The 17,886-nt window shown below is 75.0% G+C and carries 20 protein-coding genes; 5 read left to right on the forward strand and 15 right to left on the reverse strand.

Annotation, left to right across the window (positions count from 1 at the left end):
* Positions 1–37: 37 nt before the first annotated feature.
* Positions 38–577: a GNAT family N-acetyltransferase gene (locus ACIF8T_RS07325; protein WP_400032105.1), complete on the forward strand. Its 540-nt coding sequence runs from the start codon at positions 38–40 to the stop codon at positions 575–577.
* Between the two features lie 39 nt (positions 578–616).
* Entirely contained in the window at positions 617–1,003 is a 387-nt protein-coding gene (locus tag ACIF8T_RS07330; RefSeq protein ID WP_400032107.1) for a DUF952 domain-containing protein, read from the forward strand.
* Between the two features lie 31 nt (positions 1,004–1,034).
* Here the strand turns inward: ACIF8T_RS07330 and ACIF8T_RS07335 are convergent, their stop codons facing one another.
* The 7 genes from ACIF8T_RS07335 to ACIF8T_RS07365 all read right to left on the reverse strand — a co-directional run bounded on the left by ACIF8T_RS07335 (position 1,035) and on the right by ACIF8T_RS07365 (position 6,411).
* Complete coding sequence (locus tag ACIF8T_RS07335; protein ID WP_400032109.1) at positions 1,035–1,367, reverse strand: TcmI family type II polyketide cyclase; 333 nt, start codon at positions 1,365–1,367, stop codon at positions 1,035–1,037.
* A gap of 96 nt (positions 1,368–1,463) precedes the next feature.
* A complete protein-coding gene (locus tag ACIF8T_RS07340; protein WP_400032111.1) occupies positions 1,464–1,943 on the reverse strand; it encodes an SRPBCC family protein in 480 nt (159 codons plus the stop codon).
* Position 1,944: 1 nt separating this feature from the next.
* Complete coding sequence (locus ACIF8T_RS07345) at positions 1,945–2,214, reverse strand: acyl carrier protein (RefSeq protein ID WP_400032371.1); 270 nt, start codon at positions 2,212–2,214, stop codon at positions 1,945–1,947.
* Between the two features lie 93 nt (positions 2,215–2,307).
* Positions 2,308–3,552, reverse strand: a complete 1,245-nt coding sequence (locus ACIF8T_RS07350; RefSeq protein ID WP_400032112.1) for a ketosynthase chain-length factor — start codon at positions 3,550–3,552, stop codon at positions 2,308–2,310.
* On the reverse strand, positions 3,549–4,817 hold the full coding sequence (locus ACIF8T_RS07355) for a beta-ketoacyl-[acyl-carrier-protein] synthase family protein (RefSeq protein ID WP_400032114.1): 1,269 nt from the start codon (positions 4,815–4,817) through the stop codon (positions 3,549–3,551). Before ACIF8T_RS07355 ends, ACIF8T_RS07350 begins: the two co-directional genes overlap by 4 nt.
* Positions 4,814–5,230, reverse strand: coding sequence for a cupin domain-containing protein (locus ACIF8T_RS07360; protein WP_400032116.1), 417 nt, complete (start codon positions 5,228–5,230; stop codon positions 4,814–4,816). Before ACIF8T_RS07360 ends, ACIF8T_RS07355 begins: the two co-directional genes overlap by 4 nt.
* Positions 5,231–5,265: 35 nt before the next feature.
* A complete protein-coding gene (locus ACIF8T_RS07365) occupies positions 5,266–6,411 on the reverse strand; it encodes a SchA/CurD-like domain-containing protein (RefSeq protein WP_400032118.1) in 1,146 nt (381 codons plus the stop codon).
* A 226-nt stretch (positions 6,412–6,637) separates the two neighbouring features.
* On the opposite strand from ACIF8T_RS07365, the gene ACIF8T_RS07370 reads away from it, so the two are divergent.
* The 3 genes from ACIF8T_RS07370 to ACIF8T_RS07380 all read left to right on the forward strand — a co-directional run bounded on the left by ACIF8T_RS07370 (position 6,638) and on the right by ACIF8T_RS07380 (position 11,317).
* Positions 6,638–8,359 (forward strand): FAD-dependent oxidoreductase, encoded by a 1,722-nt coding sequence (locus tag ACIF8T_RS07370; protein ID WP_400032120.1) that lies wholly within the window; start codon positions 6,638–6,640, stop codon positions 8,357–8,359.
* A 103-nt stretch (positions 8,360–8,462) separates the two neighbouring features.
* Positions 8,463–10,055: an alpha/beta fold hydrolase gene (locus ACIF8T_RS07375; protein ID WP_400032122.1), complete on the forward strand. Its 1,593-nt coding sequence runs from the start codon at positions 8,463–8,465 to the stop codon at positions 10,053–10,055.
* On the forward strand, positions 10,052–11,317 hold the full coding sequence (locus tag ACIF8T_RS07380; RefSeq protein WP_400032124.1) for an MFS transporter: 1,266 nt from the start codon (positions 10,052–10,054) through the stop codon (positions 11,315–11,317). Before ACIF8T_RS07375 ends, ACIF8T_RS07380 begins: the two co-directional genes overlap by 4 nt.
* Positions 11,318–11,346: 29 nt before the next feature.
* Here the strand turns inward: ACIF8T_RS07380 and ACIF8T_RS07385 are convergent, their stop codons facing one another.
* The 8 genes from ACIF8T_RS07385 to ACIF8T_RS07420 form a co-directional block, all read right to left on the reverse strand.
* Positions 11,347–11,886, reverse strand: coding sequence for a DUF4396 domain-containing protein (locus ACIF8T_RS07385; protein ID WP_400032126.1), 540 nt, complete (start codon positions 11,884–11,886; stop codon positions 11,347–11,349).
* A gap of 176 nt (positions 11,887–12,062) precedes the next feature.
* The gene (locus ACIF8T_RS07390; protein ID WP_400032128.1) at positions 12,063–12,437 is read right to left on the reverse strand and encodes a hypothetical protein; all 375 of its coding nucleotides are present in this window, start codon (positions 12,435–12,437) and stop codon (positions 12,063–12,065) included.
* A 210-nt stretch (positions 12,438–12,647) separates the two neighbouring features.
* Positions 12,648–14,111, reverse strand: a complete 1,464-nt coding sequence (locus ACIF8T_RS07395) for a DEAD/DEAH box helicase (RefSeq protein ID WP_400032130.1) — start codon at positions 14,109–14,111, stop codon at positions 12,648–12,650.
* Between the two features lie 194 nt (positions 14,112–14,305).
* Entirely contained in the window at positions 14,306–14,509 is a 204-nt protein-coding gene (locus ACIF8T_RS07400) for a cold-shock protein (protein ID WP_007383480.1), read from the reverse strand.
* Positions 14,510–14,865: 356 nt separating this feature from the next.
* Entirely contained in the window at positions 14,866–15,210 is a 345-nt protein-coding gene (locus tag ACIF8T_RS07405; protein ID WP_400032132.1) for a MerR family transcriptional regulator, read from the reverse strand.
* Positions 15,211–15,476: 266 nt separating this feature from the next.
* Positions 15,477–15,791, reverse strand: coding sequence for an SCO5918 family protein (locus ACIF8T_RS07410; RefSeq protein WP_400032134.1), 315 nt, complete (start codon positions 15,789–15,791; stop codon positions 15,477–15,479).
* A 76-nt stretch (positions 15,792–15,867) separates the two neighbouring features.
* Positions 15,868–16,215, reverse strand: coding sequence for a hypothetical protein (locus tag ACIF8T_RS07415; RefSeq protein WP_400032136.1), 348 nt, complete (start codon positions 16,213–16,215; stop codon positions 15,868–15,870).
* A gap of 116 nt (positions 16,216–16,331) precedes the next feature.
* On the reverse strand, positions 16,332–17,861 hold the full coding sequence (locus ACIF8T_RS07420) for a DEAD/DEAH box helicase (protein WP_400032138.1): 1,530 nt from the start codon (positions 17,859–17,861) through the stop codon (positions 16,332–16,334).
* Positions 17,862–17,886: the final 25 nt, after the last annotated feature.

The following is a 17,886-nucleotide window of genomic DNA, read 5'->3' on the forward strand; positions in this document are numbered from 1 at the left end:
GCGGTGGGCGCCCGGGGCGCCGTCCTACGCTTCCGTCGTGAACGACACCCGAGACACCGCACCCGGCATACGGATCAGACCGGGCGGCCCGGCCGACGCGCCGGCCGTCCTGGACCTGCTCGACGCGGCCGTCGCCTGGATGAACGCCCGCGGCAACACCGAGCAGTGGGGCACGGTGCCGTACTCGCGCACCCCCGGCGGGGTGGCCCGGGTCGAGCGCTACACGACCGAGAACGCCCTGTACGTCGCGGAGTCGGACGGCGTGCCCGTGGGAGCGCTGGTGCTCGACTCCGGTCCCAGCCCGCGGCTGCCGGTCCCCCCGGCGGGCGAGCCCGAGCGCTACGTCCGCCTCCTGGTCACCGACCGGCGCCACGCGGGCCGGGGCATCGGCGCGGCCCTGCTGGCCCGTGCCGCCGAGGAGACCCGCCGGGCCGGCGTGCGCCTGCTGCGGGTCGACTGCTGGGCGGGCGGGGACGGCGCCCTGGTCGCGTACTACGTCCGCAACGGCTTCACCCCCACCGACCGCTTCCGCTCCGGGACCTGGCCGGGGCAGGTGCTGGCCCGGCGGCTCGGCTGACCCCGGCCGCCCGCCGCGCCCCTCCTGTTCAATGGCCGCATGATCTACCACGTCGTGCCGCGCGCCGTATGGAACGCCGAGCCGGACCGCCCCTACGCGCCCGCCTCCCTCGCGCGGGAGGGGTTCGTGCACTGCTCGCCCGACGAGGCGACCACGCTGGCCGTCGCCGACGCGTTCTACCGGGACGCGCCGCGGCCGCTGCTGGTGCTCGTGCTGGACGAGCGGCGGCTCGGCGCCGAGTGCGTGTGGGAGGCGGCGGCGCCCGCCCCGCCGCCCGGGGTCGCCGAGGACGTGCGGTTCCCCCACGTGTTCGGGCCCCTGGACCGGGACGCCGTCGTGCGGGTCCTGGAGGTCGTCTGGGACGCGGAGGGCCGGGCCGCGGGGCTGGACGCGGCCGGCCGCCGAAGGGAGCCCCCGGGTCGGTGACCCGGGGGTTCGACGGGAGGCGCGCCGGGTCTCAGCGCGCGCCGTCCAGGTCCCAGCCGTAGAAGCAGCGCGCCATCGCGTCCTTCGGACCGCGCCAGGTCGACGGGTCGTACGCCTCGACGTACGGGGAGAGCCGCTCGCTGACGTCGCGGAACTCCGGGTGGCCCGTCAGGCCGGCGATGGCGGGTGCCGGGTCCTCGGCGCTCTCGATGAGGTGCAGGTACACGTCACCGAACTCGAAGAGACGGCGCCGGGTGACCCCCACCAGGTGGGGGAGATCGCCGCGGTCGGACTCGGCGAACACCTTCGCGATGTCCGGGGCCGCGCCGGGCTTCATCCGGGCCACGATCAGGGTGTGGTGCATCGGGGAGTGCCCTTCGGTGGGTGGAGCCGGGGGTCGCCGGCCTCGGTGGGTGGGGCCGGGGGGAGCCGGCCTGGGTCGGTGCGGGGGCGGCGGCGGTCAGTCCGCCAGGGCCGCCGCCGTCGGCCGCTCGTCCGCCGCCTGCTCGATGCGGTCGCGGATGAGGGCCATCTGGGTGCGGGAGTTGCGGTTGATGTTGTCCGTCATCCAGGCGTCGTCGACGGGCGCGTCCGGCTTCATCGCGAAGTCCTGCACCCAGCGCATCCGCACGCCCTGGGGCGTCTCGTCGTACGCCCAGTGGATGTTCATGAACTGGAACGGGCCGGTCTCCACGCGGTGGGCGCGGACCGTGCGCGTCGCGCGGTCGGCGACCCGCTCGGAGACCCAGCTCCACACCCGGCCCTCGTCGTCCGGGTGCATGGTGAGGCGGAACCGGGTGCGGTCGCCCTCGCGCTCGATGATCTCGACCGAGGCGTACTCGCTGAACAGGTCCGGCCAGTTCTCGATGTCGTTGGTCATGTCCCAGACCAGGTCCATCGGCGCGGCGATGACGATCTCGTTCTCCGTGTGTCCGGCCATGTCACACCGCCGTCGTCAGGGCGTTGTTCACCTGCGCGAGGAACTCGGCGGGCGTCTTGCAGCGCTCCACCTGCTCCGGCAGCGCCAGGCCGTGGCGCTTCTCCAGCTCGGCCACGATGCCGAGCAGGCCCAGCGAGTCCAGGCCGAAGCCGTCGAAGCCCTCGGCGGAGCGCGCCCGCAGGTCGGCGGGGTCCACGTGCACGCCCGCGGTGCGCTTCATCAGGGCGGACAGATCCTCGAAGGTCACCTGCTGGTCCACGTGTTCGGTCATGTCGGTCATGTGCGTACTCCTTCTCGCGCCGGTGTCCGGCTCCGGTCCGGCTGGTGTTGCGCTTCGGTCTTCGCCCCGGCGGGCCCGGCGGGCCTACTCGGGGACGGGCGCCGCGCCCTTGCGCAGGACGAGCGCCGAGTTGCAGCCCATCAGCCCGCGGCTGAGCACCAGGGCGGTGCGCGCCTCGGCGGGACGTGCCCGGCCGACCACCAGATCCAGGTCGTGGCAGACGTCGAACACGTGCGGGGTGGGCGGGATCAGGTCGTGCTCCATGGCGAGCACCGCGGTCGCCACGTCGAGCACCGCGGCCGCGCAGAACGCCCGGCCGAGCCCCGTCTTGGGCGCGGTGACGGGGACGCGCCGCGCGTGCGGGCCGAGCGCGTCGGCCAGCGCCAGCGCCTCCGCCCGGTCGGCCTCCGGCACGCCGAGGGCGTCGGCGAACACCACGTCCACGTCCTCGGGCCGGCAGTCCGCCTCCGCGAGCGCGGCGCGGACGGCCTGCGCCAGGCCGGCCCGGGACTCCTCCCAGCGGGAGGCGCCCGTGAACGTCGCCGCGTGCCCGGCCACCGTCGCCCGGGCGTCGGCGCCGCGCTCGCGTGCCGCGCGCTCCTCCTCCAGGACGAACATCGCCCCGCCCTCGGCGGGCACGAACCCGCAGGCGCCGGAGGTGAAGGGGCGGTAGGCCCGCTCCGGGTCGCCGTCGCGGCTCAGCTCCGGATAGCCCAGCTGGCAGACCATCGAGTACGGCGCCAGCGGGGCCTCGGTCGCCCCGACGACGACGGTGTCGGTGCCGCGCCGCACCGCCGCCGCGGCGTGCGCCAGGGCGTCCAGACCGCCGGCCTCGTCGGCGGCCAGCACCGAGCAGGGGCCCTTGAAGCCGCCCCGGATGGAGATCTGGCCGGTGCTCGCCGCGTAGAACCAGGCGATCGACTGGTAGGGGCCGACGTACTTCGAACCCTGGCCCCACAGTTTCTGCAGCTCGCGCTGGCCGAACTCGCCGCCGCCGGAGCCCGCGGCCGTCACCACGCCCACCGAGTACGGCGAGTCGATGTCGGCGCGGGCCAGCCGCGCGTCGTCCAGGGCGAGCTGGGCCGCCGACAGCGCGAAGTGGGAGAAGCGGTCCGTCTGGACGAGGTAGGTGTCCTCGATCAGCGTGGCCGGGTCGAAGTCGGGGACCTGGCCGGCGATCTTCAGCGGCAGGTGGCCGCAGCCCTCCCGGTCGATCCGGGCCAGGCTGCTGGTGCCGTCCGCGGTCGTCTTCCAGAACGTCTCGGCGCCGATGCCGTGGGGTGCCACCACCCCGAGCCCGGTGACGACGGCTCGACGGGGTGCGCTCATCGCAGCCTCCTCTCCGGACCGGTGAGCACCACCGCGGACTGGAAGCCGCCGAAGCCGCTGCCGACCGACAGCACGCTGCGCAGCTCCCGCTCGCGCGCCACGCGCGGCACGTAGTCCAGGTCGCATTCGGGGTCCGGTGTCTCGTAGTTGGCCGTGGGCGGCACCACCTGGTGCGCCAGGGCGAGGACGCAGGCGACGACCTCGATCGAGCCGATCGCGCCGAGCGAGTGGCCCACCATCGACTTGATCGAGCTCATCGGCGTCCGGTACGCGTGCTCGCCCAGCGACCGCTTGACCGCCGCGGTCTCGTGCCGGTCGTTCTGCTGCGTGCCGGAGCCGTGCGCGTTGACGTAGTCGATGTCCGTGCCGTCCAGGCGGGCCATGTCCAGCGCGGTGTCGATGGCCCGCGCCATCTCCAGGCCCTCCCGGGTCAGCCCGGTCATGTGGTGGGCGTTGCCGAAGGTGGCGTAGCCGGCGAGCTCGCAGTACACGTCCGCGCCGCGGGCCCGGGCGTGCTCCAGGTCCTCCAGGACGAGCACCGCGCCGCCCTCGCCCATCACGAACCCGTTGCGGTGGGCGTCGAACGGGCGGGAGGCGTGCTCCGGGTCGTCGTTGGTGGGCGAGGTCGCCTTGATGGCGTCGAAGCACGCCATGGTGATCGGGGATATCGGTGAGTCCGAGGCGCCCGCGATGCACACGTCGGCACGGCCCTCGGCAATGGCGTGATAGGCGTATCCGACCGCGTCCAGACCGGACGTGCAGCCGGTGGAGACGGTCTGCACCGGGCCCTGCGCGCCGAACGTCTCGGCGACGGTGGAGGCCAGCGTGCTGGGGGCGAAGGCGCGGTGCAGGTGCGGGCCGGCCCGCCGGTGGTCCACGTCCCAGCGCGCGCCGCGCTCGCTGACCGCGACGTAGTCGTGCTCCAGACGGGTGGTGCCGCCGACCGCGGTGCCGAGCACCGCGCCCATCCGCCAGGGGTCCTCGCGGGTGGTGTCCAGGCCGGCGTCGCGGACCGCCTCGGCGGCGGCGACCAGCGCGAACTGCACGTACCGGTCGCAGCGCTCGACGGTCTCGCCGTCCAGCCCGTGCTCCGCCGGATCGAAGTCGCACTCGGCCGCTATCTGCGACCGCAGGCCCTCGGGATCGAACAGGGAGATCCGGCGCGTCGCCGTGCGCCCGTCGGCCAGCAGGTCCCAGAACCGGGCCGTGCCGATCCCGCCCGGGGCGACGACGCCTATGCCGGTGACGACGACCCGGCGGGTCATGACACCGCCCCGGCGGGTGCGGTCTCGTCGCTCTCCTCGGTGTCGACGTGCCCGAGGTCCGGCCGGGGCGCCAGCGGGCCCAGGTGGAACACGAGACGCGCCTCGACGTCACCGGTGTTGCGGAAGCGGTGGCGCACGTCCTTGGGGATGAGCAGCCCCTGCCCGGTCCGCAGGAAGACCGGTTCGTCGTCCAGGTCCACCTCGAAGGCGCCCTCGGTGACGTACACGAACTCCTCGGAGTACGGGTGGTAGTGCTCGGTGATGCGCTCACCGGGCCGCACGACGGCCACGCCCATGAAGCCGCTGGTCGCCCCCGCGGTGGTGGGCGTGAGCAGGGCCCGGACGTCTCCGCCGCGCCGTCGGTTGGGCGGGACGTCGTCGAAGTCGACGATGCGTGCCTGCAGTTCTGCCATGTCGGTCACTCCCTTGATGTCGGCAAAGCGGGTGATCAGGCGACCGGCGCCCGTCGGTCGGTGAGGGGCCGCATCCGGGCCTGCGCGAGGAGCCGCGCCGCCGCCCGGTCGTCGGTGAGGGGGCCGTCGACGCCGAGCGCGGCCGCGTCCAGCAGCCGGCCGGCCTCGGCGCGGGCGTCCGGGTCGGAGAGGGCGAGGACGGCGCCGGGCGCGGTGTCCGGCGCGGCCACCGTGTCGACGAGCCGGACGACCAGGTCGTCGCGGTGGAAGAGGGTGCAGGCGACGACCGGATTGTCCGGGTCGCCCACGGCGGCCTCGCCCTGCCGCGCCAGCAGCCGCGCGAGCGCCGCTCCGGCGCCGGGGCGGGCCGGGTAGTGCAGCGCGCATCGTTCTATGTCGCGGCCCGTCTCGCGCCCGGACATCACGTGGTGGACGGCGGGCAGCGCGGCCAGGGTGAAGAACAACCGGGCGGAGCGCGGGTCGGTCAGGTCCCGGTCCTGCTCCAGGTGCGGGTTGAGGGCCTCCTCGACGGCGCGCACCTCGGGCTGCCGGGCCACGTGGCGCAGGGCGGCCTGCAGGTCGCCCCGCACCTCGATCGCCCGGACGACCCGGTTGCCGTGCATGAAGAGGGAGGTGCGCAGCAGCCGCGTGGTGTCGTCCACCCGCACCTCGGGCGAGGTGTAGCCGGAGAGGATCTCCGCGACCCGGCCGACGCTGGCGGGCTTGACGGTCCAGGTGACGGCGTGCCGGACCAGGTTGTCGCCGATGCGCGGCCGGGGCTGCAGCGCGCCCCGGGCCGCCGCGCGCTCCCCGGCGTCCGCCCCGGCCGTCTCGCGCAGCACCGAGTAGCGCATCGAATGGGTGCCGCGGACGTAGGGCTCCAGGGGGCGGACCATCTCCAGGTGTTCCTCGCTGTTGGCCCAGGCGAGGAACTCCGGCGCGCTCTCCCACTCGCTGGTGATGAGCCACTGGGTGGGGTTCTCCAGCGACTGGCAGAGCTGGTCGCTGATGTGCCCCGGCACGGCGGCGACGCGCTTGCACATCCGCTCGTAGGCTTCCAGGACCTCCGCTTGCGTTCCGTCGCGGACGTCCAGCATCAGGACGACCCGTACCCGGGCGTCGTCGAACACGGTGATGGGGACACGGTCCGGGACCGTTGACACAGCGGCAGCGACCGACATTGCGGCACACCTCTTCCTGGAGGAGCGGTGAGGGCGGCCGGCGCGTCACATGACGGTGCGTCGGCCCGTGAGCACGATCGTCAGGCGCTCCGTGCCACTGCGCGAACGCAACGGGTTAAGCGGGTGAAGTGTGTTCCCCGGTGCACCGCGCTCCGGCCTCGCGGGGCATGCATGACCCCGGCCGAAACCGGCCGAGTGGGCGGAAATCACGCGCTGGAGGAGAGAGATGAACGCAAGAGCCGATCGGGCCGGGGGCACGGTCCACCAGGTCCCGGTCCTGGTCGTCGGCGGATCGCTCGTGGGTCTGTCGACGTCCCTGTTCCTGGGCCGGCTCGGGGTCCGGCACATGCTGGTGGAGCGTCACGCGGGCACCTCCATCCATCCCCGCGGACGCGGGAACAACGTCCGCACGATGGAGGTGTACCGGGTCGCCGGCGTCGAGCAGGCGATCCGGCAGGCGGCGGACGTCCTGGCCGGCAACCACGGCATCCTGCAGACGCCCACCCTGGTCGGCGACGCGGGCGAGTGGCTGTTCCGGGAGATCGACCCGGGCGGCGGACTGGCCCGTTTCAGCCCCAGCTCCTGGTGCCTGTGCAGCCAGAACGACCTCGAACCGGTCCTGCTCGACCACGCCGTGGAACTCGGCGGCGACATCCGCTTCTCCACCGAACTCCAGTCGTTCACCGAGGACTCGACCGGTGTCACGGCGGTGGTCAAGAGCCGGGAGACGGGCGAGCACACCACCGTCCGCGCGGAGTACCTCGTCGCCGCCGACGGCCCCCGCAGCCCGGTCCGCGAGCAGCTCGGCATCGGCCAGAGCGGCCTGGGCGACCTGTTCCACAACGTCAGCGTCACCTTCCGCTCCCGCGGCCTGGCCGAGTACGTGGGCGACCGTCACTTCATCGTCTGCTACCTGACCAACCCGGAGGCCGACGGCGCCCTGCTGCCCGTGGACAACCGCGAGAACTGGGTCTTCCACGCGCCCTGGCACCCCGAGAACGGCGAGACGGTGGAGGACTTCACCGACGAGCGCTGCGCCGACCACATCCGCCGCGCGATCGGGGTGCCCGACCTCGACGTGGAGATCACCGGCAAGGCGCCCTGGCACGCCGCCCAGCGCGTCGCCCGCCAGTACCGCGCCGGCCGGGTCTTCCTGGCCGGCGACTCGGCCCACGAGATGTCCCCCACGGGCGCCTTCGGCTCCAACACCGGTATCCAGGACGCCCACAACCTCGCGTGGAAACTGGCCGCGGTCCTCGGCGGCTGGGCGGGCGAGGGCCTGCTGGACAGCTACGACGCCGAGCGCCGTCCGGTGGCGGAGGCGACCACCGCCCGCGCCGCCGGGCGCTCCGCGGAGCACAGCCACCCCGGCTTCACCCCGCCGCCCGGCATGGGCGGCGGCGCGCCCGGCGGCCCCGGCGGTCCTGGCGGTCCTGGCGGTCCTGGCGGTGGTCCCGGTGGTCCCGGCGGCGGCATCCTCAACGTGGCCCTCGGCTACCGCTACCCGAAGGGCGCCGTCGTCGGCGCCGACCCGGCGGTCCCGGTCGTCCCCGAGTCCCTCACCCTGGCCGGCGAGCCGGGCACCAGGGCCCCCCACCTGTGGGTGAGCCGCCGCGGCGAACGCGTCTCGACGCTCGACCTGTACGAGCGCGACATGGTGCTGCTCGCCGACGCCGACACCCCGAACGCCTGGCACGAGGCCGCCGTACGCCTGGCCGAGGAGCTGTCGGTGCCCCTGACGCCGTACCGGGTGGGCACGTCCCCCGACGCCGACCTCACGCCCGAGGACGGCGCCGACTGGGCGGCCCGCCACGGCACGCTGCCCGGCGGCGCGGTCCTCGTCCGCCCGGACGGATTCGTCGCCTGGCGGGCGTCCGGCCCGGCCCCGGCCGAGGAGGCCGAACCGACCCTGCGGCACGTCCTGACGACGGTCCTGTCGCTGGGCTGACCTGCCGGGGAGTCGACCGGGCCCGGCCCTGCCGCACGAGCGGCGGGGCCGGGCCCGTGGGGCGGGCACCACGCACGACGCACGAGAAAGAGAGCGAGACCCCGTGACCGTGACCGAGGACGACCACGACCCCACCCCACCCGCCGACCCCAGCGTGACCCCGCCCCGCGAGGGACCCGCCGACCCGGACCGCCCGTACGGGGGACCGGCGACGGCACCGGCGCCGCCCGCCGCCCGCCCGGGGGCGGCCGACGCGGCCGGCCCGGGCCACCCGGGGGCGAAGCCCGCGGCCGAGCTCCCGGTCCACCCGGCGGCGGACGTGCCGGGTCCGGCGGTGGCGGACCCGGCCCGTCCGGCGGGAGTGCCCGCGCCCCACCCCGCGGCGGGCGCAGCCTCCTCCGTGACGGCGTCCGCGTCCAACTCGGCGGCGGGCACGGCCCACTCCGTGACGGCGTCCGCGCCCAACTCGGCGGCGGGCGCGGCCTGTTCGGCGGTGGTACCCGAGGCCCGACCGACGGAGGCGGACACGACCCGCCCGACGGAGGCGGACACGCCCCATCCGGCGGGAGCGCCCGCCCCTCACCCCGCGGCACCCACAGCGCAGCCCGCGGCGGTGCCCACGGACCACCTGGCGGCGCCCGCACCCCACCCGGCGGCGGCCCCCGCCCCTCACCCCGCGGCACCCGCCCCTCACCCCGCGGCACCCACAGCGCACCTCGCGGCGGCGCCCACGGACCACCCGACGGCGCCCGCACCCCACCCCACGACGACGCCCACGGTCCATCCGACGGCCCCCACGGCCCACCCCCCGGCGACCCGCCACTCCCCGCCGGCCGCCGCCCCCACCGCCCCGGTGGAGCCCGTGGTCCTGGACGCGGGCGGCGGACTCGTGCTGTCGGGACTGGTCTCCCTCCCGCAGGGCCCGCCGCGCGCCCTGCTCGTCGCGCTGCACGGCGGCGGCATGCGGGCCGGCTACTTCGCCGGGCCCGCCGACCCGGCCGGCTCGCTCCTCGCCCTGGCCGCCGCCTGCGGCTTCGCCGCGCTCGCCGTGGACCGCCCCGGCTACGGCGCCTCGGCCCGGCACCTGCCGGACGGCCTGGTCCTGGAGGAGCAGGCCGCCCGGGTGGCCGCGGCCGTCGACGCCTTCGCCGCCTCCGCCGGGCTGTCCGGGCGGGTGCTGGTCGCCGGGCACTCGCTCGGCGGGAAGCTCGCCCTCGCGCTGGCCGCCCGGCCGGGCGGGGAGCGCCTGCTCGGGGTGGACGTCAACGGCCTCAGCGACCGCTGGGCGATCGCCCCGGACCGGCTCGGCGAGGCCCCCAGCCGCCGGCTGCACTGGGGCCCGCTCGATCTGTACCCGCCGGGCACGTTCCAGGCCCTCGCCGGCCTGGTCGGGCCGATGCCCGCCGGGGAGGCCGCGCAGGTGCCGCACTGGCCGCGCACGTACGCCCGCCTGGCGCCGCGGGTGCGGGTCCCGGTGCGGTTCGCCTTCGCCGAGCACGAGCGGCTGTGGCGGACCGACCCGGACACCGTCGCCCGGATGACGGCCGCGCTGTCCGCGCCGTTCGTCCGCACCGAGTGGCTGCCGCACGCCGGGCACAACATCAGCCTGGGCCGCGCCGCCCGCACCCACCACCTGCGCGTCCTCGCCTTCGCCGAGGAGTGCCTGCTGGGCGCGGGCGGGGACGCGGTCCCGTGACGGTCCTCGGGACCGTCACGGCGTCCCTGCGGGTGCGCAACTTCCGGTTGTTCGCCCTGGGACAGCTGGCCTCCGCCACCGGCACGTGGGCGATGGTCGTCGCCCAGGACTGGCTCGTCCTGCGGCTCACCGGCGACTCGCCCACCGCGCTGGCCGCGGTGACCGCCGCCCAGTTCGGGCCCGTCCTGCTGTTCACCCTGCTGGGCGGCCGGATGGCCGACCGCTTCGACAAGCGGCTGCTGCTCGCCGGGGCGAACCTGGCGTCCGCCCTGCTGGCCGCCGCGCTCGCCGCGGCCGTGCTGTCCGGAGCCGTCCGGCTGGGCCACGTCGTGGCGTGCGCGGTCGCCACCGGGCTGGTCAACGCCGTGGAGACGCCGACCCGCCTGGCGTTCGTCGGCGAACTCGTCGGGCCGCGCCTGCTCCCCAACGCCTCCGCGCTGAGCGCCGCCTACTTCACCACCGCGCGCATCCTCGGCCCCGCCGTCGCGGGCGTCGCGATCGCCGTGTGGGACGTGGCGGCCGTCATGCTCGCCAACGCCGTGAGCTACGCCGCCACCGTCGCCGCCCTGCTGGCCGTGCGCCCGGCCGAACTGCACCGCCCGGAGCACCGGCCGCCGCGCGACGGCGTCCTGGCCGGCCTGCGCCACCTCGCCGGCCGGCGCGACCTGGCCCTGCCCCTGGCCCTGCTGGCCGTGGTCGCCCTGGCCGGCTTCAACTTCCAGGTCACCCTGCCGCTGCTGGCCAAGGAGGTGTTCGGCACGGGACCGCGTACGTTCGGGCTGCTCAGCGCGGCGATGGCCGTCGGCTCCCTGGCGGCGGCCATCGCCACGACGGGCCGCCGGGACCGGCCGCCCCAGAGCGCCGTGCTGGCCGCGGCGGTGGCGTTCGCCGCCCTGGAGATCTGCTCCGGCCTCGCCCCGTCGTTCCCGCTGGCGCTGGTGTGCCTGGCCGGCACGGGCGCCGCCATGACGGCCTTCTCGCAGGCGTGCAACCACCGCATCCAGCTCGGCACGGACCCCGCCTACCGCGGCCGCGTCATGGCCCTCTACACCGTGGTCTTCCAGGGCACCACCCCGTTCGGCGCCCTGCTCACCGGCCGGCTGGCCGAGGCGGCGGGCCCGCGCAGCGGACTGTGGGCGGCGGGAGCGGTGTGCGGCGCGGCCGCGCTGGCGGCCTGCGCGCTCGCCGCACGCGTCCCGCGTTCCCGGCCCGCCCCGGCCGCCCCGGCCGCCCCCGCCCCGGAAGCCGACGCGCTCCCCTGACAGGGTCCCCGCCCGGGGCGGGGACCCTGTCAGTGGTGGGCGTGGACGACGGCGTGCCCCTTGCCGCGCCCGATCATCCACTTGTTGACCGGGGTGGTGACGAGGAAGGCGACCGCGAAGCCGCCCAGCAGCGCCGACCAGAAGAGCCCGTCGGACAGGTGGGCGTCCATCGCGCCGGGCGTGAGGGCGATGATGAGGTTGTCGACGAGCTCCATGATCGCGATCGAGACGGTGTCGGCGGCCAGGGCCACCTTGATCGCGGACTTCAGGTCCAGACCGGCCCGCAGGACCGCGAACAGGGTGAACGAGTAGCCGAACAGGAACGCCAGCGTGATCGCGAGGATCATGGTGGGCACGTTGCCCCACAGCAGGGCGGTGCCGATGACCATGCCGAGGATCTCGCCGATGGCGCAGCCGGTCAGGCAGTGCAGCGTCGCCTTCACCGCCATCGGCCAGGACGCCGGCGCCGGCGCCGGGGCGCCGTGCGGGCCGCCGTGGCCCGCGTGTCCGTCGTGGCCGTGGACGGGACGGCCGTGGGAGGTGCTGGTGTGACGAGCGGTGTGGTCCATGATCACTGTCCCCATTTCCCGCAACCAGTGTGACCCGCTCCCGGGCCTCACACACCTCGACGATATACCCCCTGGGGGTATGCGTCCAGCGTGGTTCCGCGAGGCGGGAGCGGGGTGCGGGAAAAGCGGCCGGGCGTCGGGGGAGACGGCGGCTCACGCGCCCGGCCGCCCCGGGGTCACTGGTCCGAGTAGCTGATGTTCCCCACGGTCCAGGCGCTGACGTCCGCCAGGGCCACCCGGTACATGCCGCCGGTGTCGGGGATGCCGTAGCTGCCCTGGAGGATCCGCGCGACGTGGAAGTGCAGGTGCGTGGGCCGGGCGGGCCGGGCGGACTCGTCCTCGTCCCGCGACGGGGCGAAGACGGCGGCGAAGGACCTCAGTTGCTCGGAGTCCCGCAGCACCTCCGCCACGCGCTGTTTCCACAGGGCTTCGGGGGCGAGTTGTCCCGTGATGACGGCTCCGGGGACCACGACCGTGAGCGACATCCGACTGTTGTGCTCCGACTCCACCAGCGCGGCGATGCCGACGAGCAGGTCATCAGGGTGCGACATGAATGAGGAGGATACTTCAGCGACATGGCGCGCAGGCGTCCCGGCGTGGGAAGGACCGCCCGCCCGGGCCGGTCACGCGCGCCCGGCAGGAAGACGACACCCACGCGGCACCGCAGCCGTACGGGCTCGGCACCGCAGCCGTACGGCCTCGCACGCCCACGGCCTCGCACGCCGGCGGTCCGCCCGCCGGCGTGCGCGCACGCACCCGCTTCAGCGCCCGGTGCCCTCGGCGGAGGAGCGGCGCCGGCCCCGGCCGGGCCGGCGGCGGCGCCCGCGCGGGGAACCGTCCGTACGGGCCGGTCCCCCGGGGCGCTCGGGGGCCGGGGCAGTGAGCGTGACGGGCACGCCCGAGGGCGCCTGGGCGCCGGTGATCCGGGTCAGTTCGGCCTCGCCCGGCCGCACCGTGGTGGTGCGCGGGGTGATGCCGGCGTCGGCCATCAGGCGGGTCATCTCCCGGCGCTGGTGGGGCAGGACGAGGGTGACGACGGTGCCGGACTCGCCGGCGCGGGCGGTGCGGCCGCCGCGGTGCAGGTAGTCCTTGGGGTCGCTGGGCGGGTCGACGTTGACGACGAGGTCGAGGTCGTCGACGTGGATGCCGCGCGCCGCGACGTTGGTCGCGACCAGGACCGTGACGTGGCCGTCCTTGAACTGGGCGAGCGTCCGGGTGCGTTGGGACTGCGACCGGCCGCCGTGCAGGGCCGAGGCGCGCACGCCGACGGCCAGCAGCTTCTTGGTGAGCCGGTCCACCCGGTGCTTGGTGTCCAGGAACATGATCACGCGCCCGTCGCGCGCGGCGATCTCGGTGGTGGCGGCGTGCTTGTGGTCCTCTTCCAGGTAGAGCACGTGGTGCTCCATCGTGGTGACCGCGCCCGCCGCCGGGTCGACCGAGTGGACCACGGGGTCGTGCAGGTAGCGGCGGACGAGGAGGTCGACGTTGCGGTCCAGGGTGGCGGAGAACAGCAGCCGCTGGCCTCCGGGGCGCACCTGGTCGAGCAGGGCGGTGACCTGCGGCATGAAGCCCATGTCGGCCATCTGGTCGGCCTCGTCGAGGACGGTGACGGCGACGCGGTCCAGGCGGCAGTCGCCCCGGTCGATGAGGTCCTTCAGGCGGCCGGGCGTGGCGACGACGACCTCGGCGCCGGCGCGCAGGGCGCTGGACTGCCGGCCGATCGACACGCCGCCGACCACGGTGGCCAGCCGCAGGCCGAGTGCCCGGGCGTGCGGGGTGAGGGCGGCGGTGACCTGCTGGGCGAGTTCCCGGGTGGGCACGAGGACCAGGCCGAGCGGCTGCCGGGGCTCGGCGCGCTGCCCGTGGGTGCGGGCCAGCAGGGCGAGGCCGAAGGCGAGGGTCTTGCCCGAGCCGGTGCGGCCGCGGCCCAGGACGTCCCGGCCGGCCAGCGAGTTCGGCAGGGTCGCCGCCTGGATCGGGAACGGGACGGTCACGCCTTCGGCCCGCAGGGTGGTCAGCAGGCGGGCGGGCAGGTCCAGTTCGGCGAACGCCTCGACCGGCGGCAGGGCCGGGGTGAGGGTGACCGGCAGGGCGAACTCCCCGCCGGGTGCGGCCGGTCGCCCGCCGCGTGCGCCGCGGCCGGCCTTGGCCGTGCGGGAGGAGGCGGAGCGGCTGCCCCGGGCGGAGCCCTGGGCGGTGCGGGCGGTGCGGTTCACGGCGGCCATGAAAACCTTCCTCGATGCGGCACGTATCGAGGAATCGACGCAGGCGGTGACAGCGGTCCCGCGTGCGGACTCACAAGAATGAGCCGGAGAAACTGAAGACAAGGGGGGTGCGTGCGCGTCGGCGGCGCGCGGACGCAAGGAACTGGGGCCCGCACGCAGGCGTGCGGACCCCAGTCACGTAGAACGCGTCAGCGTCAGGCGGGAACGATGTTCTCCGCCTGCGGGCCCTTCTGGCCCTGCGTGACGTCGAAAGTCACCTTCTGGCCCTCCTGAAGCTCGCGGAAGCCGGAGGTGGCGATGTTCGAGTAGTGGGCGAACACGTCGGCGCCGCCGCCGTCCTGCTCGATGAAGCCGAAGCCCTTTTCCGCGTTGAACCACTTCACGGTGCCAGATGCCATATTGAATCTCCCTTGGGGCAGTTTCCGGAGTCCACACTGTGCGGACCCGGCGTCGCAGTGACGATTGACCCGACCGAAAAGCCCTGGAAAGCTCCGGGAAATCGCCGGAAACAAAAAGAGTGCTCGTCGACGCAAGGTCGGCAAGCACTCAGAGTCTCTGGCAAGCCTCTGGTAACCGGTAACCAAACTGCAACTTCTATCACGGTAGCACAGCTTGCGGCGCCGGGCCCGTTCGGCTTTCACCCTGATTTCGGGGCGTGGAATTCTTCCGCCGGCGCGGCCCGTAATTCTGCAGCAGCCGCAGCAGATAACCGGCGGCCGTGGGCCCACACCGCCGTGCGCCGTCCGGCCCCGCGTCAGCCGTCCTCGCCGGCGGCCGGTCCGGCCTTCCGCCGGCGGAGCTCCTCGTTCAGGCGCTGGGCCTCCTCCAGCTGGTCCTCGAGGATGATGATGCGGCAGGCGGCGTCGATGGGAGTGCCCTGGTCGACGAGTTCGCGGGCCCGGGCGGCGATGCGCAGCTGATACCGGGAGTACCGGCGGTGGCCGCCTTCCGAACGCAGCGGGGTGATCAGCCTGGCCTCGCCGATGGCGCGCAGGAAGGCGGGGGTGGTGCCGAGTATGGCGGCGGCCCGCCCCATGGTGTAGGCCGGGTAGTCGTCGTCGTCGAGGCTGTCGACGGCGCGGGAATGATCAGCGGACATAGCGCCTTCGTTTGGGGGACGCGTCGAAGACCCGGGACTGTTTCTCCGCAACGGCGCCCGACGTCTTGGCTCCATCCGAAACACTAATGTCGCTGCGTAACGATGTCTACTTTCGCCGTGACAGCTTTCGGGAAATGGCCGGACGGCGCGGAACTGCGGAACGGTGCGGTGACGTACGGGAACGTTCCCGGCCGCGCGCACGACTGAGCCCTGCCGACGCGCGTCGGCAGGGCTCAGTGGCCGGGGTGAGCGGGGCGCCCGTCGCCTCAGGCCTCGCGCGGGAGGGGCCCGCCGAGCAGGTCGGAGGCGGTCTGGAGCGGGGTGGCGGCCGGCGCGGGCGCCGCCTCGGGGTGGGGGTGGCAGGTGAAGCCGAGGCGGGTCATGGCCCGGACGACCTCGCCGCTGGTGAAGTCGCGGCGGTCCTGCCGGGTGATGACCTCGCCCACCTGCTTGGCGGGATAGCGACGCCGCCCGATGGTCACGGACTCACCGGTGACGGGCTCGGGCGTGATGCCCTTCATGGAGGCCAGCACCCCGTTCTTGGTCAGATCGAACGGGTAGCGGGCGATGACGCAGCGCATGGTGCCTCACAGGGGGAGAAGGAGAACGGTCCGGCCGGAGGGCAGGGGGGAGGGGGAAGGGGGCGGTGCGGGCGGATCAGGGGGAGAGCGGCAGGACGCCGAGGGGCCGGCTCCGCCGCCGTGCCTCGGCGGGGCCGGTGCCGCGCGAGGCGGACGGCGGGGCGAGGACGTCCCGCAGCCGGATCCGGTCGGTGTACGCGGAGCCGGCGCGGACGTCGGCGAGTTCGGCCCGGGTGACCGAGCCGGTGCCCTGGTCGTCGTCGTCGCACACGAGCAGGAACTCCACGCGGGCGCCGGCCATGACGGACAGGGCCACCTCGACCGTCATGTCGTCGCTGACCCGGGGGCCGGACCCGTCGAGTCCGTCGGCCACGCTCACGGGACCGCCGGCCGGGTGCCGGTGCTGCGTCTGAACCGGTGTCAAAGCTGCCTCCTGGGGGTGGGTGAGCTCTCCTGCTGCGACGACGTCGTGCTGCCGGCACCCGCCGCCGGTTCCGCGCCGGCCGGGCCGGCCGGGCCGGCCGGGCCGGCCGGGCGGCCTCAGGCGGCCGGGTCGAGCGGGGCGGCCTGCCGGCGCGGCGCGCGGCGCGGCGCCTCGCCGGCCGGACGGCCCTGGCCCGCGCCGCCCGTGCGGCGGCGTGCCGCGGAGCGGGCCGACGAACGCGGGGAACGGGACGAGGAGGACGCGCCGCGACGGGGGCGTTCCGCCACGGGCGCGGTGATGACGACGGGCACCCCGGTCGGCGCCTGGGCCCCGGTGATGCGGCTGAGTTCCGCCTCGCCCGAGCGCACCGGGGTGATCCGCGGGGTGACGCCGGCGTCGGCCATCAGGCGGGTCATGCCGCGGCGCTGCTGCGGGGTGACCAGGGTCACGACGGTGCCGGACTCGCCGGCGCGGGCGGTGCGGCCGCCGCGGTGCAGGTAGTCCTTGGGGTCGCTGGGCGGGTCGACGTTGACGACGAGGTCGAGGTCGTCGACGTGGATGCCGCGCGCCGCGACGTTGGTCGCGACCAGGACCGTGACGTGGCCGTCCTTGAACTGGGCGAGCGTCCGGGTGCGCTGCGGCTGGGACTTGCCGCCGTGCAGGGCGGCGGCGCGGACGCCGTTGTGCAGCAGGTGCTGCGTCAGCCGGTCCACGGCGTGCTTGGTGTCCAGGAACATCAGGACCCGGCCGTCGCGCGCGGCGATCTCGGTGGTCGTGCGCTGCTTGTCCGCGTCGTGGACGTGGAGCACGTGGTGCTCCATCGTGGTGACCGCTCCGGCGGACGGGTCGACCGAGTGGACCACCGGGTCGCTGAGGTAGCGGCGGACGAGGAGGTCGACGTTGCGGTCCAGGGTGGCGGAGAACAGCAGCCGCTGGCCTTCCGGCCGTACCTGGTCGAGCAGGGCGGTGACCTGCGGCATGAAGCCCATGTCGGTCATCTGGTCGGCCTCGTCGAGGACGGTGAGGGTGACGTCGTCCAGGCGGCAGTCGCCCCGGTCGATGAGGTCCTTCAGGCGGCCGGGCGTGGCGACGACGACCTCGGCGCCGGCGCGCAGCGCCCCGGCCTGCCGGCCGAGCGACATCCCGCCGACCACGGTGGCCAGGCGCAGCTTCACGGCCCGGGCGTACGGCGTGAGCGCGTCGGTGACCTGCTGGGCGAGTTCCCGGGTGGGCACGAGGACCAGGGCGAGCGGCTGCCGGGGCGCGGCGCGCCGGCCGGCGGTCCGGGCCAGCAGGGCGAGGCCGAAGGCGAGGGTCTTGCCCGAGCCGGTGCGGCCGCGGCCGAGGACGTCCCGGCCGGCCAGCGAGTTCGGCAGGGTCGCCGCCTGGATGGGGAACGGGGCGGTCACGCCCTGCCGCGCGAGCACGGCGTGGAAGGGCTCCGGGAGCGCGAGCTCGGCGAACGACTCGACGGCGGGCAGTGCGGGCGTGACGGTCACCGGCAGTGCGAACTCGCCCTGCGGGGCGGGCCGGCGGGACCCGGAGCGCTGGAAGCGGCGCGGCGCGGCGGAGCGTCCGGCACTGCCGCCGAAGCGGTCGTTCGTGCGGGACGAGCGGGTGGTGCGTGCTGTGCGGGCATGACTCATGCGGAACCTTCACACTTTCCTTGAT

The organism is Streptomyces sp. NPDC085946 (genome assembly GCF_044540485.1).
In the GTDB taxonomy this organism is placed as follows: Bacteria; Actinomycetota; Actinomycetes; order Streptomycetales; family Streptomycetaceae; genus Streptomyces.